Annotated in this window: 19 protein-coding genes; 10 read left to right on the top strand and 9 right to left on the bottom strand. The window is 68.2% G+C overall.

Annotated elements, in window-relative coordinates; genetic code table 11:
* Positions 1-88: 88 nt before the first annotated feature.
* A complete protein-coding gene (locus tag ABD655_RS15535) occupies positions 89-976 on the bottom strand; it encodes an alpha/beta hydrolase (protein WP_344715314.1) in 888 nt (295 codons plus the stop codon).
* A 282-nt stretch (positions 977-1258) separates the two neighbouring features.
* On the opposite strand from ABD655_RS15535, the gene ABD655_RS15530 reads away from it, so the two are divergent.
* Positions 1259-2683, top strand: a complete 1425-nt coding sequence (locus ABD655_RS15530) for a carotenoid oxygenase family protein (protein WP_344715312.1) — start codon at positions 1259-1261, stop codon at positions 2681-2683.
* Between the two features lie 52 nt (positions 2684-2735).
* Here ABD655_RS15530 and ABD655_RS15525 read toward each other — a convergent pair whose 3' ends face one another.
* Positions 2736-4043, bottom strand: coding sequence for a PucR family transcriptional regulator (locus ABD655_RS15525; protein ID WP_344715310.1), 1308 nt, complete (start codon positions 4041-4043; stop codon positions 2736-2738).
* 167 nt (positions 4044-4210) lie between these two features.
* Here ABD655_RS15525 and ABD655_RS15520 point away from each other — a divergent pair, with 167 nt between their 5' ends.
* Positions 4211-5230, top strand: coding sequence for an LLM class flavin-dependent oxidoreductase (locus ABD655_RS15520; protein ID WP_344715309.1), 1020 nt, complete (start codon positions 4211-4213; stop codon positions 5228-5230).
* Between the two features lie 12 nt (positions 5231-5242).
* Here ABD655_RS15520 and ABD655_RS15515 read toward each other — a convergent pair whose 3' ends face one another.
* The gene (locus ABD655_RS15515; RefSeq protein ID WP_344715308.1) at positions 5243-6559 is read right to left on the bottom strand and encodes a helix-turn-helix domain-containing protein; all 1317 of its coding nucleotides are present in this window, start codon (positions 6557-6559) and stop codon (positions 5243-5245) included.
* A gap of 149 nt (positions 6560-6708) precedes the next feature.
* Between ABD655_RS15515 and ABD655_RS15510 the strand changes: the two genes are divergently transcribed.
* Both ABD655_RS15510 and ABD655_RS15505 read left to right on the top strand, forming a co-directional pair.
* A complete protein-coding gene (locus ABD655_RS15510) occupies positions 6709-8148 on the top strand; it encodes an aldehyde dehydrogenase family protein (protein WP_344715306.1) in 1440 nt (479 codons plus the stop codon).
* A 13-nt stretch (positions 8149-8161) separates the two neighbouring features.
* Positions 8162-8680: a nuclear transport factor 2 family protein gene (locus ABD655_RS15505; protein WP_344715305.1), complete on the top strand. Its 519-nt coding sequence runs from the start codon at positions 8162-8164 to the stop codon at positions 8678-8680.
* Positions 8681-8738: 58 nt separating this feature from the next.
* Here ABD655_RS15505 and ABD655_RS15500 read toward each other — a convergent pair whose 3' ends face one another.
* From ABD655_RS15500 to coaBC, 6 genes are all read right to left on the bottom strand, one after another.
* A complete protein-coding gene (locus ABD655_RS15500) occupies positions 8739-9872 on the bottom strand; it encodes an ABC transporter ATP-binding protein (protein ID WP_344715304.1) in 1134 nt (377 codons plus the stop codon).
* A complete protein-coding gene (locus ABD655_RS15495; protein WP_344715303.1) occupies positions 9869-10663 on the bottom strand; it encodes an ABC transporter permease in 795 nt (264 codons plus the stop codon). Before ABD655_RS15495 ends, ABD655_RS15500 begins: the two co-directional genes overlap by 4 nt.
* Entirely contained in the window at positions 10660-11559 is a 900-nt protein-coding gene (locus ABD655_RS15490; RefSeq protein WP_344715302.1) for an ABC transporter permease, read from the bottom strand. The genes ABD655_RS15495 and ABD655_RS15490 overlap by 4 nt, the downstream gene beginning before the upstream one ends.
* Positions 11560-11612: 53 nt before the next feature.
* Positions 11613-12746 (bottom strand): ABC transporter substrate-binding protein, encoded by a 1134-nt coding sequence (locus ABD655_RS15485; protein ID WP_344715301.1) that lies wholly within the window; start codon positions 12744-12746, stop codon positions 11613-11615.
* A 148-nt stretch (positions 12747-12894) separates the two neighbouring features.
* The gene (locus tag ABD655_RS15480) at positions 12895-13602 is read right to left on the bottom strand and encodes an NRDE family protein (protein WP_344715888.1); all 708 of its coding nucleotides are present in this window, start codon (positions 13600-13602) and stop codon (positions 12895-12897) included.
* An 81-nt stretch (positions 13603-13683) separates the two neighbouring features.
* Positions 13684-14949, bottom strand: a complete 1266-nt coding sequence (coaBC, locus tag ABD655_RS15475) for a bifunctional phosphopantothenoylcysteine decarboxylase/phosphopantothenate--cysteine ligase CoaBC (RefSeq protein WP_344715300.1) — start codon at positions 14947-14949, stop codon at positions 13684-13686.
* 226 nt (positions 14950-15175) lie between these two features.
* Between coaBC and ABD655_RS15470 the strand changes: the two genes are divergently transcribed.
* The 6 genes from ABD655_RS15470 to ABD655_RS15445 all read left to right on the top strand — a co-directional run bounded on the left by ABD655_RS15470 (position 15176) and on the right by ABD655_RS15445 (position 22773).
* On the top strand, positions 15176-16030 hold the full coding sequence (locus ABD655_RS15470) for a pyruvate, water dikinase regulatory protein (protein ID WP_344715298.1): 855 nt from the start codon (positions 15176-15178) through the stop codon (positions 16028-16030).
* 40 nt (positions 16031-16070) lie between these two features.
* Positions 16071-18458 (top strand): phosphoenolpyruvate synthase, encoded by a 2388-nt coding sequence (gene ppsA / locus ABD655_RS15465; protein WP_344715296.1) that lies wholly within the window; start codon positions 16071-16073, stop codon positions 18456-18458.
* 108 nt (positions 18459-18566) lie between these two features.
* Complete coding sequence (locus tag ABD655_RS15460; RefSeq protein WP_344715294.1) at positions 18567-20006, top strand: MFS transporter; 1440 nt, start codon at positions 18567-18569, stop codon at positions 20004-20006.
* Between the two features lie 66 nt (positions 20007-20072).
* Positions 20073-20435, top strand: coding sequence for a VOC family protein (locus tag ABD655_RS15455; RefSeq protein ID WP_344715292.1), 363 nt, complete (start codon positions 20073-20075; stop codon positions 20433-20435).
* 198 nt (positions 20436-20633) lie between these two features.
* Positions 20634-21089 carry an Hsp20/alpha crystallin family protein gene (locus ABD655_RS15450; RefSeq protein ID WP_344715291.1) on the top strand — a complete coding sequence of 152 codons (456 nt, stop codon included), beginning with the start codon at positions 20634-20636 and terminating at the stop codon, positions 21087-21089.
* An 88-nt stretch (positions 21090-21177) separates the two neighbouring features.
* Positions 21178-22773, top strand: coding sequence for an L-serine ammonia-lyase, iron-sulfur-dependent, subunit alpha (locus ABD655_RS15445; RefSeq protein WP_344715289.1), 1596 nt, complete (start codon positions 21178-21180; stop codon positions 22771-22773).
* Positions 22774-22793 lie beyond the last annotated feature (20 nt).

Here is a 22793-nt window from a genome sequence, read left to right as displayed (position 1 = left end):
CGATCGCCGATCGCTTCGCTCGGCGGCACGGTCGCTGCGACAGTGCCGGTGAGCGATTCTGGCGCCGGCAATAGGGGCGGTCCCACCGTCAGGCGTTCGCTTCGACGAACTGCGTCAGAAGCGGCCCGAAGGCGTCCCACGGCGAGCCGATCGCGTAGACCGGGGTCAGGTGGTTCTGCGAGTAGAGCAGGTGCAGGGGAGCGAACGTCTGCTTGCGCGCATACCACTCGGCGACGAACTGCGTCGCATGATCCTGGAACTCCGGCTCGTCGAACTCGCTGACCGTGCACAGCAGCGGCAGGTCGGTCTCGATGAGTCCCTGCAGCGTGCCTCGTTCCGCCCAGAGGTTGGTGTCCTCACCCCAGTAAGCGAGGTGCATGTCCTTCTGCTTCGCCCGGCCGACGTCGTAGAGGCACGAGGCGATCACGGCGCCCGCCAGTGCACGTCCGTGCGGACCGTAGCCGCCGTGGCCGACGACGTAGTCGGCGACGTGCATCGATCCGGCGGACTGACCGCACAGGAACACCTTTGCGGAGTCGCCGCCGTACTCGCCGATGTGATCGGCGACCCACGTCATCGCGGCAGCCACGTCCTCCGCTCCGGATGGGTAGGCGAACTCGGGCGCCAGCCGGTAGTTGATGACGACAGCCACCCAGCCCTGCTGCACCGCCCAGGAGCCGATGTTCTTGAAGTACGGAGTCTGTTCGGAGTCCTTCGCGCCGCGGACGAAACCGCCGCCGTGCACGTAGACCAGGACGGGGCAGCCGGCGACATCCGCAGCCTCGGGTGCGTACACGTCGAGGGCATGGCGCTCGTGCTGGCCGTAGGAAAGATCCTTCGTGACGAGGACTCCGTCGTAGATTGCAGGGTCGATATCGGGGGCGGTCAGGCCGATCGTCCCGGCGACCATCTCGGGGGAAAGATCCAGGCCGAGGGCGAGAAGCGCAGCGCGGCGCTGCTTGGACGACTGCGTCATAGGGTTCCTAACGGAGGAGAGCGAGAGCACTCCGACCCTAGTTCGGTCCGCAGGCTGGGACATGTCACGTCAGGCCAGGGAAGCGGCATCCGATTGTGCGCCCACGACAGTCTTGGTGGGTGCGCCGGCGAGAGCTGCTGCGCGCGACAGCCGGACGCTCGAAAGGCTGCTCCGCGTGCGCTGACGACGGGGGATCGGCCGTGCTTACCATGGCCGGGCGGCACGAGTGGCTTGGTGACACGCACAGTCGCAGCACAGGTCGCAGGCACAAGGAGTACAACGATGACGCTCGCCGGCAAGTTCTACAACATGCACAGCTTCCAGGGGAAGCAGTCGCCCGCGACCCGGCTGGAAGCCGAGCTCTACGACGCCGAGATCATCGGGGAGGTTCCCCGCGAGATCAATGGCGCGCTGTACCGCGTCGGCGGCGATCGCTACTACCCGACCCTCGAGGACGACGTCATCATCAATGGCGACGGTCTGTTCTCGATGCTCCGCTTCGAGGACGGCCACGTCGACTTCAAGTCGCGCTACGTTCGCACGCCGCGGCTGATGGCCGAGCGCGCCGCACGGCGCCGGCTGTACGGCAAGTACCGCAACAAGTACACCGACGACCCCGAAGCTCCTCAGGTCGATCGCGACAACACGGGCAACACGTACGCGCACTGGCACGCCGGCCGGCTGTTCGCGCTGCGCGAGGACAGCCACCCGTACATGATGGACCCCGAGACGCTGGAGACGAAGGAGCAGTGGGACTTCGACGGCAAGCTCAAATCGATCTCGGTGTGCGCGCACCCCAAGCTCGATCCGGTCACCGGCGAGTGGTGGGGGTTCGGCCTCTTCGCCGACGGATCGTACATCGAGCCGGTCCTGGCGCTGCAGGTGGCGGACAAGGAGGGGAACCTCATCCGTGAGGAGATCTTCAACAGCCCGTTCCCCGGGCTTTCGCACGACTTCGCGGTCACCCGCGAGCACGTCATCTTCGACATCATGCCGCTCACTGTGGACGAGGAGCGCATGAAGAAGGGCGGCGATTTCTACAACTACGACCCGAGCAAACCGAGCGCCTGGGGCATCATGCGTCGCGACGGCTCGGTGAACGACATCCGCTGGTTCCACCTGCCCAACACCTTCTCGGGCCACATCATGAACGCTTTCACCGAGGGCGACAAGGTGTACGTCGACGCGACGATCTCGCCGGGTAACGGGTTCCCGTTCTTCCCGACGACCATCGGTGAGATCTCGTCCCTCGAGGAGGGCATCGCGCAGATCACGCGTCTGGAGTTCGACCTCTCGGACGAGGCCAGCATCCCGAAGCAGTATGCGGTGCCCGGATCCGTCGGCGAGATGCCCCGAAATGACGGACGGTTCCAGATGGAACGGTACCGCTGGGGATACTTCCGCCACGACCGCGGGATCGCATCGCTGGACTGGGACAACCACCAGGTCAACCTGCACGAGCTGCCCCCGGGCGTCGTCGCCCAGGAGCCGATGTTCGTCCCGCGGTCCGCAGACGCCCCGGAGGGAGACGGGTGGATCATGTCGATGGTGAACTTCATGGCAGAGAACCGAGCCGAGTTCTGGGTCCTGGATGCGAAGAACGTCCAGGCCGATCCCATCGCCCGAGTGCTGCTGCCGTACCGCCAGTCATTCTCTTTCCACGGGTCCTTCGTGCCGCTGGACCAGATCTCGAACGCGGTCAAGTAGTCGACCCGGTCCGCACGCCGTGGCGGCGACGCGGGCCCGGGTCCGCACAGGCTCAGGAGGCGATGTCCGGTATGAGCTCGACGAGTTGCAGCGCGAGAAGCGTCGGAACCGGCCGGTCGCGAAAGGCCGGGCCCAGGATCTCCTGAGCCTGCGCGACCCGGTACGCGACAGTGCTGGGGGCGATATGGAGCTCGTCGGCGACGCCGACGCGACTGTTTCCGGTTTCGAGGTAGCGGCGCAGGGTCGTGCGGATCTCGGCGACGCGGTCACCTGCGTCCATCAGCGGACCGAGGTGGTGGATGACGAAACGTCGGGCGGCGGAGCGGTCATGGAGCAGCAGCGCGAGGTGTGCAACGCGGTCATACGCCCAGATGCCGTCGGCATCGGCCGCCCTGCCCACCCGGGCAGCCTCGTACGCACCGTGGTATGAGGCTCGAAAACCGTCGATGCCGATGCCGGTCGGGCCGACGCTGATGCTGACCCCCGACGGTCTGTCCGCGTCGCGGAGCAGCTCGGCGGCATCGGACGGCTCCCGTGACGCGAACGTCCACCACATCTCAACGGCGGCATCGTGGGGAACCACGATCACCCGATCCGCCCCGAGCAGGTCGGCGGCAGTGCGCGCGAAGGAATTCACCGACTCTTCGAGCTGGGACACGTGTCGCCCCGTGGCGCTGAATGCGAGACCGAACAGGTGTCCACCGACGAGCGACAGGCCGAGAATCTCTTCAGCGTCGACGGGTGCAGGTCCGCCCCGAGCGAGATCAGCGATTACCCTGCGGCGCGCCTCGCGAGTCTTGCCGTCCCATTGCCGCCGTTCCTCCCGGTAGGCATCGGAGAGGGCGCGGACCGTGGCGTTCCCATAGGCGAACATCGCCGTGCTCATGGCGCGGATTGCCGCGATCTGGTGCTCCGTGTCGACGAGCGCGCCGATCCTGTCGAGCATCTCATCCTGCGATGCGGCGTGGCTGGCCCAGGCTTTGTGGATGAGCGCGTCGATCGGCATACCCTGCCGGACGGCGATGCGGGCAAGCTGCGGCATCGCCGGTGAGATCCGGATCTTCTCCAGCGGCGATTCGCTGACCATGGCGACCAAGGCCATCAGCAAGCCGACCTCCGCGCCTTGGCGCGAGAACCCGGTGGACTCGCTCGGAACGCCCAGCATCTCGCCTTCGTCCCGGAATCGACCCATGATCCGATCGGCCGTCTCGACGGCCCACGCCACGGGGCCGGCGCCGATCGCGTCCACGGCCGAGCCGATCGTCTCGGCGTCGGCCGCGCGTCGCTGGGCGAGCTCGGCGGGCGACCAGCTGTGCTCCGTTGGCGTCAGCGCCAGGATCCACCGCGATGAGTGACGCATGCATCCCCCTTTCGCCGTCCCTTCTCCCAGGATGCACGATGTGGGAGAACCGACGATTGTGCGATGCGACCAAGGCCGCGCCGAAATCTGGCGCACGGGACGAACAGAACCGGCCACGAGATTGGTTAGCGTTGTCGTCGGCGTGGAATTGAGAGAGGACGTGGGATGTGGTCGATCTCGACTTCGGGGTGTTCGACTGGCTCGACGTGCATCGCGATCGGAGCATTGCGGACACCTACGACGATCGGATCGCGATAGCACGACGAGCCGATGAGGGGAACTTCGTCCGGTTCCACGTCGCCGAGCACCATGGGGCGACGCTGGGCCTGGCCGCGTCACCCGGACTCTTCACGGCGGCGCTGGCCCGCGAGACGCAGCGGCTGCGGCTGGTGCCGACCACCTTCATCGTCCCGCTGTACGACCCGCTGCGGCTCGTACAGGAGATCGCGATGATCGACCAGCTCTCGCACGGCCGGCTCGAGCTCGGCATCGGAAAGGGCTCGTCCCCGCACGAGGCCGCGATGTACGGCTACTCTCCCGCGGAGATGCAGTCCCGCTACGAGACATTTCTGCCCGCGATTCTGCACGCGCTCAAGACGGGGGTCTTCCAGCCACCCCACGGCGGTGCCCCGGTCGAGCTGACGCTCAGGCCTTCCGGTGAGATCCCGGTGTGGTACCCCACCTCCAACCCGGAGTCGATTCAGCGGACGGCGGAGAACGGGCAGAACACGATCTTCGGCTTCGCGTTCAAGTCGCCCTCGCTCCCCGTGATCCGAGAGCACAGCGACCTGTTCGCCGACGTGCACTCCGCCACGCTGCCGGATTCGCCGCTGCCGCGCTTCGGTGTGCTGCGGCACGTCGTGGTCGCAGACACCGACGAACGGGCGTTCGAGATCGCCGAGCGGGCCTTCGTCGACCACTACGACAACTTCACCTGGCTCTGGCGCAAGATGGGCTCGGAGCAGCCCGCTCGGCCCGATCTGCGCCGGCTGGTCGACGAGCACCTGTTCTTCGTCGGCTCGCCCGAATCCGTCACCGCGCAGGTCGCGCACGTCGTCGAGGTGGGCGGGGTGAACTACCTTGCCGGCGCCTTCTCGTGGGGAACGCTGTCGCGTGAGGACGCGCTGCGTTCGATCGATCTGTTCGACACCGAGGTGATCCCGGCCGTGCGCGAACGCCGCAGCTGAGGCTGCGCGCTCTCACGCTCGCGGCGGATCGATCAGACCCGGCAGAGTGTGCACCAGTTGAAGGGCCAGCAGTACCTGTTGCGAGCGTTCGGCGACGGGACGCCCGAGCAACTCGCTCGCCTTGCCGACTCGGTATGCGACAGTGTTCGGGGCAAGATGCAGTTCCTTCGCCACGAGCACACGACTGTTCCCGCTCTCCAGGTAGCGGCGCACCGTGTCGCGGATTTCCGCGAGCCTCGTGCCGGGCCCAGCGAGCGCTGCGAGCTCCTGGCGTACGTACCAGGCCGCAGCGTCCCGGTTCTCGACCAGGAGCGCAAGGTGGCCGACCTCGTCGAATCTCCAGACCGACCGCTCCTCGGCCTCAGGCAGTCGGGCCATCCGCTCGGTGAGCCTTGCTCCGCGCACCGCGGCGCGGAAGCCGTCTACGGTCTGACCCTGCGGACCGACCGCGAGGCGCATCCAGTCGGGTCGGCGGGCGCTCCCGACCAGCGACGCGGCGTCGGGTGTCAGTGCACCCGGCGCGCTCCACCAGAGCTGCGTGGTGCCCTCGTAATCGATGACCACGACCCTCTCGGCGCCGATCAGTTCCCCGACGGAATCGGCGAACTCGCTGATCGACTGCTCGACGTCGGGGGTTCCGGACTGCTCTTCGAACCAGCTGAGGGCGTAGAGGTGACCACCGGGCCAGTGGACATCCAGAGGGCCGCCGTCGCGATCGGGCGGAGATGAGCCGTCGACGACCGCGGCGATGGTGCGACGCTGCGTCTCGGTGCGCCAGCCGCGCCAAGCCCGCTGCTCCTCCGCATACGCCATGGCCACCCGGTAGGCGTGGGAGTTGGCATAGTCGAGCATCGCGGCGCCCAACTCACGGAGAATGCTCGGGCGCTCCTCTTCCGGGAGGATGCGCTGCAGTTCGGCGATCATCTCATCGCGGGTGACCGTATGGATTCCCCACACCCGGTTCAGCAGGACATCCAGCGGTAGTCCCCGCCGCACGCCGAGCCGAACGATTTCGAGCAGGTCATCGCTGAGGATGCGGTAGACCTCGTCGCCGGGATCGGCGGTGACGGCGATCAGCAGCTGGAGGAATGCGACCTCGCTCGCGCGCCGCACGTGGCCCGACGACGCTGTGGGGAAGCCGCCGGTTCGCTCCAGGCCGCGAATCTGCTCGGCCGCGCGTGCCGCCACCTCCACCGCCCAGGAGGTCGCCGACAAACCGACGATGTCGACGGACCGAGCGAGGAGTTCGGGCGGGCTCAGCGCGCGCGATCTCAACTCGTCCTCGGTCCATGCGCCACCCTGGGGCGTGAGCATCCGGACCGACTCCATCGTGTCGAGTGTACGTGCTGTCGTGCACGACATTCGCCGAGCCGGCGACTGTCGCGTACGCGATGCTCACAGTCGACTGGATTCGCGATGATGAGGTGACCACAGCGGTGTGCTGCGCCGACGCGCGCCGTGCGAAAGGAAATCACGACATGAGCACTCGCACGCTCCCCGTGCGCAACCCGCGCTCCGGTGAGATCGACCACGAGATCGCTGTCGCGGACGCGGCAGATGTCGCGAGCACGGCGGCGCGTCTGCGCCGGAACCAGCCGGCCTGGGCAGCGCTGTCGATCGGCGAGCGACTGGAGGTCATGCGTCGCTGGTCCGGGGAATTCGCGAAGATCGCCCAGCAGTTCGGTGAACTGGAAGCAGTCGACACCGGTGGCACCCACACGTCATTCGTCCAGGGCTTCATCACGCTGGAGACGGTCAACGGCTGGATCGCCGACGCCGAGTCATCGTTGGAGTCGGCCGGAGTGCACCGCACCGCCGTGTCGATGCCGACCGTCGAGGTCCGCTCGCAGCTCGTCGCCTACCCGCTGGTCGGGGTCATCTCTCCGTGGAACGCACCGACGATGCTCGCGATGCTCGATGCGATACCGGCACTGTGCGCCGGATCTGCGGTCCTCTGGAAGCCCTCGGAGGTCACTCCGCGGTTCACCCGGCTGTTCTTCGAGTCGGTGGCCCAGGTTCCCGAACTCGCCGCCGTGTTCGATTTCGTGCTCGGCGACGGACTCACCGGCCAGGAGGTCGTCGCGAATGCGGACATCGTCTGCTTCACCGGCAGCGTGGCCACGGGGCGAAAGATCGCGGTCGCATGTGCGGAGCGGCTGATCCCGTGCTATCTGGAGCTCGGTGGCAAGGACCCGGCGATCGTCACCGAGACGGCGGACATCGATCGGGCTACCACGGCGATCCTTCGCGGTGGCGCGTATGCCACGGGAATGGTGTGCTTCTCGGTAGAGCGCGTCTACGTCCACGAGTCGATCCACGACGAGTTCGTCGCGGAGCTGGTGCGCAAGGCGCAGCTCGTGCACCTCAGCCACGACAACGCCAAGGCCGGCCACATCGGCCCATTCACCTTCGCGGCGCAGCCGCAGACTGTGCTGCAGCACATCGCCGACGCCCGGTCGAAGGGTGCACAGGTCCTCACCGGGGGAGCGGTCGAGCAGCACGGCGGCGGCCTGTACATGCGGCCGACCGTGCTGACCGGCGTCGACCACGGCATGCAGATCATGGTCGACGAGACTTTCGGGCCGTGCCTGCCGGTGATGGCCTACCGCGACATCGACGAGGCGATCCGGCTGGCCAACGACACCGAGTACGGCCTGACCGCATCCGTGATCGCCGGAACCGCCGACGAGGCGCTGGAGATCGGACGGAAGATCGACGCCGGCTCGATCTTCATCCAGGACACCTTCCTGATGGCGGGCAAAGGTCGCACGATCGGGACGAACGCGTTCGGGTTCTCCGGCGTCGGCGGCGGACGCACGGGGCCGGAGTCGATTCTGCGGTTCGTCCGCCGCAAAGGCCTGCTCATCCAGAACGGCGAACCGGCCGACCTTCTCGACGACAAATTCGAAGACCGCTGATCAGGAGAACGCAATGGCAAATTGGAAGCTCACCGCCGAAGACCGATTCGAGATCGAGGACCTGTACGCACGCTATGCGTGGGGGATCGATCTCGCAGACGAGGACCTTGTCTGCAGCGTCTTCGCGCAGGACGGATGGTTCGATCACCTCTGGCAGGGCAGGGTGCAGGGGCACGACGCGATTCTGGAGAACTTCCGTTCTCTGTGGACCGACCGGCAGTCGTGGTGGTACGGGCGCCAGCACATCCAGAACACCAAACTGTTCACGGAGCGCGAAGAGGAGGGCGAGGTCGACGTCAAGCTCTTCTTCCAGATCCTGCAGTACAACGTCGATTACAACAACAACTTCGTGTTCGGCATCGGAACGCGGCAGGATCACCTGACGAAGAAGGAGGGTCGCTGGCTGTTCCAGTCCCTCCACGTCAACGCATGGAACTCCTTCGACCAGGTTCCGTGGAAGGGTCCGCTCGTGATCAAGGGCCGGCCGAAGTACCAGATGGCGCCGGTTCCGGAGCACGCCGACCGCGCATAGTCGCCGAACCGTCTGATCCGCTCCGCGCACTCGTCCTGCGCGGAGCGGAGCGCGGCGTTCACACCCCGTCGGGCTCCAGGTCGTCCTCGTCGTCCTCCACGATCCGAGCACGGACGACGACCGGTGCCGGCGTGACGGCGATCCGAACGATGTCGCCGTATTCGAGGCGTTCGGATGCCGCGTGCTGCAGTCGAACGAGATGGCCGTCGTCGGTGCGGACGACGGTGCGACGGAAGCTGCCCAGGAAGGTGCTCTCGTGGACGACGGCTCCGATGCCGGGGTCTGCCGCCGCGACGAAGCGGAGATTCTCCGGCCGGAGGAACACATCCACCGGTCCGTCGCCGACGGGAGACGGAACCGGAAGTGCCTGGCCCCAGACCGTCGCGACACCGGAGGCGAGAAGGCCGGGAACGAGGCTGGACAGGCCGATGAACGCGGCAACCTCCGCGGTCGCGGGACGCAGGTAGAGGTCCTCGGGGGTGCCGACCTGAGCGATGCGCCCGGCGTTCATCACCGCGATCCGATCCGACACCGCCAGCGCCTCCTCCTGGTCGTGCGTCACGAACACCGTCGTGGTCCCCAGACGCAGCTGGATGCGACGGATCTCGTCGCGCAGCTGGACGCGCACCTTGGCGTCCAGCGCCGAGAGGGGCTCGTCCAGCAGGAGCACCCGCGGCTCGGTCACCAACGCGCGCGCCAGGGCCACGCGCTGCTGCTGACCGCCGGAGAGCTGGTGGGCGTAGCGGTCGGCCAGGTGCCCGAGGCCGACGAGGTCGAGGGCGTCGCCGGCGCGACGCCGCGCTTCGCCGGGCCGCACACCGCGGCGACGGAGCCCGAACGCGGTGTTGTCCAGGACGCGCAGGTGGGGAAAGAGCGAGTACGACTGGAAGACCATGCCGATGTCCCGCTTGTTCGTCGGAACCCGCGAGACGTCCTGCCCACCGAGGTAGACGGCCCCCTCGGTGGCGTGCTCGAGCCCGGCGAGCACCCGCAGCGCGGTCGTCTTCCCGCATCCCGATGGGCCGAGCAGGCATACGAACTCGCCGGGCGCGACGTCCAGGTCGACGCCGTGGAGAACACGATGGGCGCCGTACTCCTTGACCACGCCGCGCAATTGGGCGCGGGTGCCTTCGCCCGCGGCCGCGAGCAGGAGATTGTCCGACGTGCGCGGCAGGCTGCGGGCGAGGGTCATGAGGCATTCCTTCCGGGGTGGGCGCGTCCGGCGCGCCCGATGATGAGCAGCAGCACAAGCGCGAACGCGAGGGCCATCAGGGTGAACATCGCGGAGGCGTAGGCGTCGATCTTGTTCACGACGACCAGTCCGGTCTGCAGCACCTGCCGGTTCAGGAGCGAGGCGATGGTGAACTCGCCCAGGACGACCGCGACCGAGATGAGGGATGCCGCGAGCAGGCCGGGTCGCAGATTCGGGGCGAGGACGCGCCACACGACGGTGACCCACCCCGCCCCGAGGGAGCGCGCGGCCTCGGACAGCGTGCGCACGTGGACGGCGTCGATGGATGCCTGGATCGAGCGGTAGGCGAAGGGCAGCACCGTGATCCCGTAGGCGAACGCGAGCGTCCACGCGCCGGTGCCCAGGGTGCGTCCGATCTGCTGGTAGATCGGCGCGAGCCCTACGACCAGGACGATGGCCGGGATGGTGATCGGCAGCAGTACGAGGAACTCGAACGCCCGTCGCAGACCGGGGAAGCGCAGCGCGACCAGCAGCATCGTCGGGGTGAGGAGGAACAGGACGATCAGCACCGTGACGACGGACAGGATCAGGGAGTTGCCCAATCCGGTCCAGATCGGGGCGTACACGGCGGCCTTCGCCGGATCGAACAGGCCGGCCCAGTGTGCGAGCGAATACCCGTCCTCGCTCTGAAGCGTGAACAGCAGGGTCGAGACCAGCGGCAGGGCGAACAGCATCCCGACGGTCAGGCCGATGATCCAGCGGACCGACGCCCGGGGCGCAAGACCTCTCATGCCTGCCACCGCGATGCGCGCCGCTGGATGAGCGAGTACGCCCCCATCACGACCGCCACGACGACGATCATGCCGAGTGCGAGCGCGCCGGCCAGGTTCTCGCGTCCGAGCAGCGTCTCGCTGGTCAATGCCGTGCGGATCTGAAGCGGCACGATCTGCGATCCCTGGCTGGCGAGGGCAGCCGCCGTCGCGTACGACGAGAACGCGTTGGCGAACAGGAGCAGCAGGCTCGCGAGAAACGAGGGCGCCAGCACCGGAAGGCCGATGTGGCGCCAGAATCCGGATGCCGTGCCGCCGAGTGTGAGATTCGCCTCCGCCCACTGGGGCTTGAGGGCGGAGAGGGCGGGCATGAAGGTGATCACCATGAGCGGCACCTGGAAGTAGATGTAGGGGAGGACCAGGCCGGGCAGTTCATAGATCCACGGGCCGCTCGCGAAGATGTCGATCCCGAACCGATCCATCAGGAACGTCGTGGCCAGCCCCTGCAGGCCGATCGTCGCGATGAACGCGAAGGCGAGCATGACGCCGCCGAACTGCGCGAGAACGCCGGCCGCGGCATCCACCGTCGTTCTCACGGCGCCCGTCTCGGCGAGGCCGAGGAGCGCGTAGCAGACCAGAGCGCCGACGCCCGCGCCGACCAGCGCGGTCAGCATCGATACCCAGGTGGAGTTCCAGAAGGTCGTGAGGATGACCGGGTCGCCCAGCGCCGCAACGTTCGCCAGCGTGAACGAGCCGTCCTCGGCGAACAGCCCCGATCCGACCGCCAGCACGGTCGGCAGCGCCAGGAACATCACGACATACGCGGCGAAGGGGATCAGACCGAGCCATGCCCAGCCGCGCCCCACCGCACCCCGCCGTGCTGGAGTCTCGCGCCCGAAGGCACGGGGCTCCGGCATGGCGGGACGTGTCTTGCGAGCAAGATCCGGCCCCGCGATGAGGTCCGACGCGGTCACTGGATCGCCGAGGCCCATTCCGTGCCGAGCAGCTCACCGGCGGCGGCGCTCTGCGCCTCGGTCGGCACCACGGTGTCGGCGGGCACCTCGGGCAGAGCGTCGGCGAGGGCCCGATCGATCGTGCCGGCCTCGATCATGGCCGCCATCCGTGCGGGCCGTGCGCCGCCCTTCAGCCACAGGTTCTGCACCTCGTCGCTGAAGAGGAACTCCTGCCACAGTCGCGCGGCCGCCGGGTGGGGCGCATCCTTGTTGATCGCCTGGTTGTAGTAACCGGCGTATCCCGTTCCGGGAAGCACGACGACCTTCCAGTCGGGGTTGTCCGCGGCGTGAGCGGCGTTGAGGTAGTCCCAGTCGAAGACGACCGGAGTCTCGCCGCTGGCGACCGTCGCGCTGGTCACATCGACCTTGAGCATGTTGCCGGCCGCGTTGAGCTCCGCGAAGAAGTCGATTCCGGGCTGGAAGTCATCGAGCGTGCCATCGTTCTGGATCGTCGCCAGGCCCACCGCGGCGAAGGCGGCACCCGCCTGGGTCGGGTCTCCGTTGATGGCCACGGAGGACTTGTAGTCCTGGTCCAGCAGGTCATCGAGCGAGGTCGGAGCGTCGAACGTGGACGAGTCGTATCCGATCGACATGTACCCGCCGTAGTCACCGACGAACAGACCGGTCGGCTCTTTCAGGGCGTCGGGGATCTCATCCCACGTCTGGACCCGATACGGAGCGAACGCGTCCGTGCTCTGCAGGGCGACGGTGAGCCCGAGGTCGAACACATCGGGTGCGGTGTCCAGCCCCTGGTTCGTCTCGGCGGCCTGGATCTCCTCGGCGCTGGAGACATCCGGGGACTGTTCGTCGATCGTGATCTCGGGATACCGCTCGGCGAACAGGTCCAGGATCTCGCCGTAGTTGGCCCAGTCGCGCGGGAGGGCGATGACATTGAGTCCGCCCTCCGCTCTTGCGGCCGCCTCGAGGTCCTCGAAGGTGCCGAAGTCGCTGAGGCTCGCCGCCGACGCGGCGTCGGCTGCGGACCCGGCGGTGGCTGCCGGGCCGGCGCAGCCGGACAGGATGATCGCGGCACCGGTAAGCAGGGCGATGCCTGCCGCGGTGACACGTGCGGGGCGCTGAAGGTGGGCCATGTGGTGTTCCTCTCGCTGGGTCTTTCCACGCGCGCGACAGCGCAGCGGAAAGTTCGGGTGAGAGGAACCTACGAAGACAGGGTGACCGATCGTGACCTGCCGGGTGAACGAGACCTGAGCGAACGATGACGGTTGATCCGGGGAGGGATCAGAAGCTGCCGTCCAGCCCCCCGTCCCAGTGACCGGGCTCGCGGAGCGCGCGGTAGTGCACCTCGACAGCGTCCGTCGTCACGGACGCGACGCACACGAGCAGCGATTGCGTCGGATACCCGTGCGGCCGATTGTCGCGGATGATCGCCTCGTCGTCGGTGCTCGCCAGCGCCGCGGAGCGCTCCAGCAGATCGATCCACGGCGTCCACCAGCTGCCGGTGTCGGGCAGCTCGGCGGCGGCGAACTCCTCGAGCCACCGCTCGATGCGCGGCGTCGACGGGTCATCGACATCGTCGTGGGCGACCATGTGCGTCCCGGGTGTCAGCTTCACGCGGGACAGTCGCTCGCCGTCCCAGGACACGACGCTCGTACGGGATCCCTCCACCTCGACCAGGTTGAACCCGTGGGTGCGGGGGTGCACGGGAGTCCTCCCCGCGACGGAGTCCAGCGCCAGGCCTCCGCGTGTGACGATCTGCGACTCCGGCAGAGTCGACACGTCGGCCCGGTTGAGCAGCACGGCCAGCCGCCCTGCCGGGGAATCCGCGGCCAGCCAGGCGCCGCCCGCGCGGATGTCGCGAACCCCGACGACGCCGCCGTGGGATTCGGGCCACCAGCGGCCGAGCGGACTCCACGGGCGCTCGGGATCCTCGTCGCGGATCGCGAGCACGCGGGTGGGCAGGCTCGGGGACGCGGGGACGCGGACGATGACGGTGCAGATGGCAGGCTCCCGACTGGTGAGGTGGCTAGGAAGATCGTAGGCGCGCGTCGGCGCCCGTGGCCGCGCGGATCAGCCGGCGTCCAGCAGTGCGACCACGCGGTCCAGGACGGCATCCGCAACGGCCCGCTTGCTGCCGGAGATCTCCGCGACGATCTCACCGGATGCCGCGAGCACGACGGCCTCGTTCTCGTCCGCCCCGAACCCTCGTCCGCCGCCGACGGGATTGGCCACGAGCAGGTCGGCGGGCTTGCGGGCGATCTTGTCCCGGGCCAGAGCCACCAGCTCGTCGCGGTTCGCCGCGGTCTCGGCGGCGAAGCCGACCACGATGCGGCCGGCGACCGGGGACCCGACGAGCTCGCCGAGCACGTCCGTGGTTCGGGTGAGGACCAGCTCCATGCGCTCGCCGCGCTCGGACTTCTTGATCTTGCGGTCGGAGACCTCGGCCGGAGTGAAGTCCGCGACCGCCGCGGCCATCACGACGACGGATGCCGCGCCCGCCGTGCGTGCGACCGCGCGAGCCAGATCGGCCGCGGTGACGACGTCGATGGTCTCCAGCCCCGCGGCAGCGAGCGCGGACGCCGGATCATGGTCGAGATGAGCGGCGATGACGGTGACATCCGCGCCGCGCGCGGCCGCGGCGAGCGCGAACGCGACCCCCTGTTTGCCGCTAGAACGATTTGCGAGGTACCGGACCGGATCGATCGGCTCGCGCGTGCCGCCCGCGGTGACCACCACCCGTCGGCCGGCGAGGTCGTTGCGCGCGACCGCTCCGCTCGACGGCGCTGCGGTCATGGTGCCGGCGCCGGCCGCTCGGAGGACGGCCGCGACGATCTCATCGGGGTCGCTCATCCGACCCACGCCGACATCCGGTCCCGTCAGCCGCCCCGAACCGGGGCCGACGATCACGACGCCGCGGGCGCGGAGCGTCTCGACGTTCGCGACCGTGGCGGGGTGCTGCCACATCTCGGTGTGCATCGCCGGGGCGATCACAAGAGGCGCCCGGCTGGCGAGCACGGTCGTGCCCAGCAGGTCATCGGCGATCCCGGCGGCGAGCTTGGCGATCGTGTTCGCCGTCGCGGGCGCGATCACCACGACATCCGCCTGCTGGCCGAGGGCGACGTGGCGGACCGCAGCGACGTCATCGAAGATCGAGGTGTTCAGCGGCTGCCTGCTGATCGCCTCCCAGGTGGGCGCCCCGACGAATCGCAGTGCGGCGTCCGTGGCGATCACCCGCACCGTGTGACCGGCCAGCACCAGGTCACGCACGACCTGCACGGCCTTGTACGCGGCGATGCCGCCGGTGACTCCCACGACGATGTCGAGCGGTCGGTTCATGTTCTCCTCGATCGCACAGGCCCGGGATCAGAGCCCCGGCACTCGCGCGCCATCGTATCGGGCGGGCGCGCGCCGAGACCTGGCCGCCCGGTCGGAGGGCCAACCGGTTAACTTGCGAGAAAGTTCGCTGATTCTTTCGGCGCCTCCTGCATCGAGGAACCGTCAGATCTGCATATGTTCGAAGAGCGAGCCGGTGACAGGTCCGGCGCGCGCGGAGGAGCGAAGCGTGGCGAACCCACCGACCAGCGCGTCAGCGACGACCGGCGTGCGCGCCGCCGCCCGCGCCGCCTACTTCGTCTCGGACAGCACGGGCATCACCGCGGAGACCCTCGGCAGCGCGCTGCTGGCGAACTTCCCGGGCGTGACGTTCCGCCGCCACACGATCCCCTTCGTCGACACCGCCGGCGGCGCACGCGACGTCGTCGCCGACATTCAGCGCGCGGCCGATGGTGGCGCCGCACCCATCGTGTTCGCGACCGTCAAGTCGGATCTGATCATGCAGGAGCTCGCGCTCTCCGGTGCCGTGGTCATCGACCTGCTGGGCGGCCATCTGCGCGAGCTGGAGGCAGCGCTGGGCAGCACCGCGTCCGAGCAGCTCGGACAGTTCCACGGTGTCGGCGATCTGGAACGCTACTTCGCGCGGATGCGCGCGGTGGAGTACGCCATCGAGCACGACGACGGGCAGAGCATGCGCGCGCTGGACATGGCGGATGTGATCATCATCGCGCCTTCCCGCTGCGGCAAGACCCCGACGACGATGTACCTGGCCCTGCAGTACGGGCTGCTTGTGGCGAACTATCCCCTCACCGACGACGACTTCCCCGCGGACGGTCTGCCGTCCGCGGTGGCCCGCTACGTCGACAAGTGCTTCGGGCTGACCACGACACCCCTGCGGCTCAGTCAGGTGCGGCACGAGCGGCGACCCAGCTCGACGTACTCCAGCCTCGCCCAGTGCACGCTCGAGCTTCGCCGCGCCGAAGACCTGTACCGGCGCAATCGCGTGCCGTTCCTCAACTCCTCGACCAAGTCCGTCGAGGAGATGTCCGCCGTCATCATGCAGTCGATGCGGCTGCGCAGCTGACCATCCGCCCCGCCTCATGCACGAAAATTCAGGAGACCCCATGACGAACATCCTCTGGTTCACGGAGATGGGCATGGCCGACGTTCACCAGGTCGGCGGCAAGAACGCCTCGCTGGGCGAGATGGTGTCGAATCTGTCGCATCTCGGCGTCAGCGTGCCCGGAGGCTTCGCGACGACCGCGGACGCCTACCGGGACTTCCTCGCCGCCGACGGCCTCTACGAGCGCATCAAGACCGTCGTCGAGGAGCTCGACGTGGCCGATGTCGCCGAACTGGCCCGCGTCGGGGCGAACGTGCGCGAGTGGATCGAACAGCAGCCACTGCCGGCGCAGCTGGATGCCGACATCCGCACCGCGTACGCGTCCCTCGTGGCGGCCGACCCGCAGCCCGAGACCGTCTCCTGGGCGGTGCGTTCGAGCGCGACGGCGGAGGATCTGCCGGACGCGTCGTTCGCCGGCCAGCAGGAGACGTTCCTGAACATCAGCGGGATCGACAACGTGCTGGCCGCGATCCGCAGCGTGTTCGCTTCGCTGTACAACGACCGGGCGATCGCGTACCGCGTGCACCACGGGTTCGAGCATCACGACGTCGCGCTCTCGGCGGGGATCCAGAGGATGGTGCGCTCGGATGTCGGCGCCTCGGGCGTGCTGTTCACCGTCGACACGGAATCCGGGTTCGATCGGGCGGTGTTCATCACCAGCTCCTACGGACTGGGCGAGGCGGTCGTGCAGGGAGCAGTGAACCCCGATGAGTTCTACGCGTACAAGCCCGCCCTCCGTGAGGGCCGCCCTGCGATCCTGAAGCGATCGCTGGGCGAGAAGGCGTTGAAGATGGTCTACGCCGAAGGGACCCATATCGGCGGCAGCACCGTTTTCACGGATGTTCCGCGGCCCCAGCGCGCGCAGTTCAGCATCACGGATGCCGAGGTCGAAGAACTCGGTCGGCAGGCGCTGACGATCGAGGAGCACTACGGACGCCCGATGGACATCGAGTGGGGCAAGGACGGGATCGACGGCAAGCTCTACATCCTGCAGGCGCGCCCCGAGACCGTCGTCTCGCGTACGGACGGCAACGTGACCCGCCGGTTCGTCCTGGGCCGGCCGGGCACGGTGATCACGGTCGGCCGGGCCATCGGTCAGAAGATCGGCGCCGGATCGGTTCGTGTGATGACCTCGCTGGCACAGATGGATCAGTTCGCGGCCGGCGATGTCCTGGTCGCGGACATGACCGACCCCGACTGGGAGCCGATCATGAAGCTGGCCTCGGCGATCGTGACCAATCGCGGCGGCCGCACCTGTCACGCGGCGATCATCGCGCGTGAGCTCGGCATCCCTGCCGTCGTCGGCACCGGCGATGCGACCCTCGTGCTGCAGGACGGACGAGACGTCACCGTCTCGTGTGCGGACGGCGACAACGGCTTCGTGTACGAAGGCATCCTGGGATTCGAGGAGGTCGTGACCCGCCTGGACGAGATGCCGGAGAGCCCCACGAAGATCATGCTCAACGTGGGCACACCGGACCAGGCGTTCGCGTTCTCGAAGCTGCCGAACAAGGGCGTAGGGCTCGCTCGGCTCGAATTCCTCATCAACCGCCAGATCGGCATCCACCCCCGTGCTCTCCTGGACTACGACACCCTGGAGCCCGCGCTGCGTGCCGAGATCGCGGACCGCATCGCGGCGTACCCGACCCCGCGCGACTACTTCGTGCAGCGTGTCGCAGAGGGCGTGTCGATGATCGCCGCTGCCTTCGCACCGGAGCCCGTGATCGTGCGCCTGTCGGACTTCAAGTCCAACGAGTACGCGAACCTGATCGGGGGCGAGCTGTACGAGCCGCACGAAGAGAACCCGATGCTCGGCTACCGCGGCGCATCCCGGTACATCTCGTCCGATTTCCGCGAGTGCTTCGACATGGAGTGCGAGGCTCTGAAGTTCGTGCGCGACGAGATGGGCCTGACCAACGTCGAGATCATGGTGCCATTCGTGCGCACGGTCGGAGAGGCCCAGGCCGTCATCGAGCTGCTCGCGCAGAACGGCCTGCGTCGCGGCGAGAACGGGCTGCGCGTCATCATGATGTGCGAGCTGCCCGCCAACGCCGTCCTCGCCGACGAGTTCCTGGAGTACTTCGACGGGTTCTCGATCGGCTCCAACGACATGACTCAGCTCACCCTCGGCCTGGACCGCGACTCGGGCCTGGTCGCGGCAACCTTCGACGAACGCGACCCCGCCGTTCTGAAGATGCTGTCGATGGCGATCGAGGCATGCCGGCGCGCGGGCAAGTACGTCGGGATCTGCGGCCAAGGACCCAGCGACCACCCCGACCTGGCCGACTGGCTCGTCGGGCAGGGAATCGAGTCCATGTCGCTGAACCCGGACACCGTCGTGGAGACCTGGCTGCGGCTCGCGAAGCTGCAGGCGACCCTCGTGCATTAGATTGGACGTCTGCTCGGCCATGTAGGCCGAGGCGGTCGAGCCTCCTCGTGAGACCCGATCCGGGGCTAGAAACCTCCGGCATCCGTCAAACGATTCGGAGGTTTCTCCATGTCTACGCCCCTGCCCTCCCACCGCAGATGGTGGGTCCTCGCCGTTGTCTCCCTGACCCAGCTCGTCGTCGTCCTCGACGGCACGATCGTCAACATCGCCCTCCCGCAGGCGCAGGAAAGCCTCGGCCTCACCGACAGCCAGCGTCAGTGGGTCATCACCGCGTACGCGCTGGCGTTCGGCGCGCTGCTGCTCCTCGGCGGCCGGGTCGCCGACTACTGGGGACGCAAGCGCACGTTCATCGTGGGGATGGTCGGCTTCGCACTGGCATCCGCCTACGGTGGCTTCGCCCAGACCGGGGTCGACCTCATCGTCGCCCGGGGACTGCAGGGCGCGTTCGCCGCGCTGCTCGCTCCCGCCGCTCTCGCCCTGCTGACCGTGACTTTCCCGACCGGCAAGGACCGCAACATCGCGTTCGCCGTTTTCGGCACGGTCGCGGGAGCCGGGGCGTCGGTCGGCCTCGTCCTCGGCGGCGTGCTGACCGAGTTCCTGGACTGGAGATGGTGCCTGCTGGTCAACGTGGTCTTCGTCGCCGTCGGCCTGGTCGGCGCGTTCGCCGTGCTCGCAGAGAGCAGGGCCGACGGCGACAACCGCTACGACATCCTCGGGGCGGTCACCGTGACCCTCGGACTCGGGTCCCTCGTCTACGGATTCAGCCTGGCCGAGACCGGGTGGGGCAGCCCGCTCACGATCACGTTCCTTGCGGGGGGAGTCGCGCTGCTGGTGCTGTTCGTGTGGATCGAGACCCGCACCGCCCAGCCGCTGCTTCCGCTCCGGATCGTCACCAACCGGATGCGCGGTGGCGCGTTCCTGATCCAGGCGATCGCCGGGAGCGTGATGATCGGGTCCACTCTCTATCTGACCTTCCACCTGCAGATCGTGATGCAGATGTCGGCGCTGCAGGCAGGTCTGGCGAGCCTGCCGCTGCCCGTTGCGACCATGGTGGTGGCACCGTTGGCCGTTCGGCTGCTGCCTCGCATCGGTCCGCGCCCTCTCATGACCGTCGGCCCCCTGATCGTGGCGGGGAGCCTGTGGTACCTCAGCTTCATCACCGTCACGGGCAGTTACGTCGTTCAGGTGCTGCCCGCGCTGATCGTGATGGGTGCCGGGATGGCCCTGGTCTTCGTGCCGCTGCAGAACGTCGCGCTGAGCGGGGTCGCCCCCGACGACGCCGGTGCCGCCTCGGCCGTGGCCAACTCGGCGATGCAGATCGGCGGCTCCATCGGTCTTTCGATCTTCACCGCCGTCTACGTCGTCGCGCTCGGCAGTCACACCGCGGCCGAGCCCACGGCGCTGGCCGGCGCGTACTCGGCGACGTTCATCGCCGCGGCGATCGGGATGCTGGTGGCCGCCGTTCTCGCGGTGACCATGATCCGCGAACCCGCGTCCGAACTGCTGCCGCTGCCCGAGGACGAGCCGCAGCCGGCTCACGCCGGCTGACGACGCCCGTCGCCAAGCGAAGCGAGGGCTGGCAGACTGGGCCGTGCATTCCCACGGGAGGTCGTGATGAGACTCGTTCAGGTGGCCGTTCACGCGGATGATCTCGACCGTGCGACAGAGTTCTACACCGTGCTTCTCGATGCGCCGCCGCTCGCGCGCTTCGATCCGGGGCTGGTCTTCTTCGACCTCGACGGCGTTCGGCTGCTGCTGGATCGGAATGCACCGACATCCCTGCTGTACCTCCACGTGGAGAACGTGCACGACACGCTCGACAAGCTCGACGGACTGGCCGATCTCGTCTCGCCGCCCCACGTCATCTTCTCGCACCATGACGAGACGCTCGGGCCGGCAGGTCACGACGAGTGGCAGGCCTTCATCAAGGATTCCGAGGGCAACACGGTGGGTCTGGTCGCCTTCCAGAAACCCTGAGATCCGCGCGGTCACTGTCATCGGACCCCGCCGCCTGTCGCTACCCGCCGCCACGGCATCCGCATTCTTGACGTCGTCAGAGTATTGGCACTCGAAGGGGCACAGTGCTAATCTGGACGTAGTTGAGCCGACACGACTCAACTCTCAGATGCACATGCACCGGACAGTCATCCGGACGAAACGACAAGGAGACGAATCATGGCCGCTTACGACCCCTTCCGTGAACTCGACCGCTTCGCGTCGACTCTGTTCGACACGCGCCGCGGGCCACGCCGCATGCCGATGGATCTGTACCGCGACGGGGACCACTACGTGCTCACCGCTGACCTGCCCGGCATCGACCCGGGATCGGTGGACATCGACGTCGATGGTCAGCTGCTGACGATCCGCGCCGAGCGCACGCTCGCCGGGGGCGAGGGCGTCAAGTGGATCACACGCGAGCGCGAAGCGGCGAGCTTTCTGCGCCAGCTGAACCTCGGGCAGGGTGTCGACACCGGGAACATCGCCGCGACATACAGCAACGGCGTGCTCAACGTCACGATTCCGGTGAGCGAGAAGGCGAAGCCCCGCAAGATCGAGGTCTCCAGTGACAGCTCGTCGCCGGTGATTCAGGCCCACGAGGGCTCGGACGCGCCGCAGCCGGTCGAGCAGTAGTCACTGCGCCGCCTGACGCGAACGCCCCGGACCACTCAGGCCCGGGGCGTTCGCCGTCCCGCGTGCGGACCAGGTTAGCCTGGAGCGCGTGAGCGCCTACGTCTCCGCGTTCGAGCTGTTCTCCATCGGCATCGGACCCTCGAGCTCCCACACGGTCGGCCCGATGCGGGCCGCGCGTGATTTCGCCGTGCTCCTGCGCAGGGCCGGGCTCCTGGACTCCGTGGCGCGCGTGACGTGCACCCTGTACGGATCCCTGGGTGCGACCGGCATCGGACACGGCACGCCGGATGCCATCGTGGGCGGGCTCCAGGGGCTGTCGCCCGAGAGCGTCGATCCGGATGCTGTGCGCGCGGCGTGGACGCAATGGCCGGCCGGTCGGCAGCTCGCGCTGGACGGCACGCACCCGGTCCCCTTCGAGAAAGCCGACGTCGTCTTCGCTCCTCGGACCCGGCTGCCCGGACATCCGAACGCGCTGACGCTGGAGGCCTGGACGAGCGCTCGGCCGCGCGAGATCGATGACGGGGCGCAGCGGGCGGCAGCCGGCATCCGGACCACCGGAACCGCTGCCGTCGCGGCACGCGTGCAGGAGAGCGACGAGGGCCTCGTGCTCCGTGAGACCTATTACTCGATCGGCGGCGGCTTCATCCGCCGCGAGGGCGAGCCGCCGCGTGTTGCCACCAGCGCCTTCCCGCTCGCGTTCGACAGCGCCGAGGCGCTGCTCCAGCTCTGCGACGAGCGTGGAATCACGATCGCCGAGGCCGCCCGCATGAATGAGGAGGCGCTGCGCAGCGACGAGGAGATCGCCGCCGGACTGGACGCGATCTGGGACGCGATGGCGGCCTGCGTGGAAGCGGGGCTGTATCACGACGGTGTGCTGCCGGGCATGCTCAAGGTGAAGCGGCGCGCGTCGGCGATTCGCGCGCAGCTCGAGGAGGCCGAGCACGACGGCCGGCGCGAGCTGCCGGGGGAGTGGCTCGGCGCCTTCGCGCTCGCGGTCAACGAGGAGAACGCCGCCGGCGGCCGCGTCGTCACCGCGCCGACGAACGGTGCGGCCGGCATCCTTCCCGCCGTCGCGATGTACTGGTGGCGCTTCCTGGCGGACTCGGGCCTCGGCGCCGGCAACGCGGTCACTCCGTATGGCGAGCTGGTCGGCAGCGCCTTGATGGGATTCGCCGGGCGGCAGCAGCTCGGACCAATCGTGCCCGACGTCATCGACGAAGAGCTCATCGCCGACGCGAACCGGCGACGCGGCATCCGTCGGTTCCTGCTCACCGCGACCGCTCTCGGCTCGCTGTTCAAGGCGAACGCGTCGATCTCGGGTGCCGAGGGCGGGTGCCAGGCCGAGGTGGGCTCGGCGTGCGCCATGGCCGCCGGTGGCCTGACCGCCGTGATGGGCGGAACGAACCGGCAGATCGAGAACGCCGCCGAGATCGCGATGGAGCACCATCTGGGCCTCACGTGCGACCCCGTGGGCGGGCTCGTGCAGATCCCGTGCATCGAACGCAATGCGATCGCCGCGTCCACGGCCGTCACGGCAGCACGGCTCGCGCTGCGCGGCGACGGGAGTCACTACGTCTCGCTGGACGCCGTCGTCGAGACCATGCGACAGACCGGCATCGACATGTCGCACAAGTACAAGGAGACCAGCGAGGGCGGGCTCGCCGTGAACGTCATCGAGTGCTGATCCGCCGGCGGCAGCCGATT

It is taken from the genome of Microbacterium terregens (assembly GCF_039534975.1).
In the GTDB taxonomy this organism is placed as follows: domain Bacteria; phylum Actinomycetota; class Actinomycetes; order Actinomycetales; family Microbacteriaceae; genus Microbacterium; species Microbacterium terregens.
This window is presented reverse-complemented; position numbering and strand designations above follow the sequence as displayed.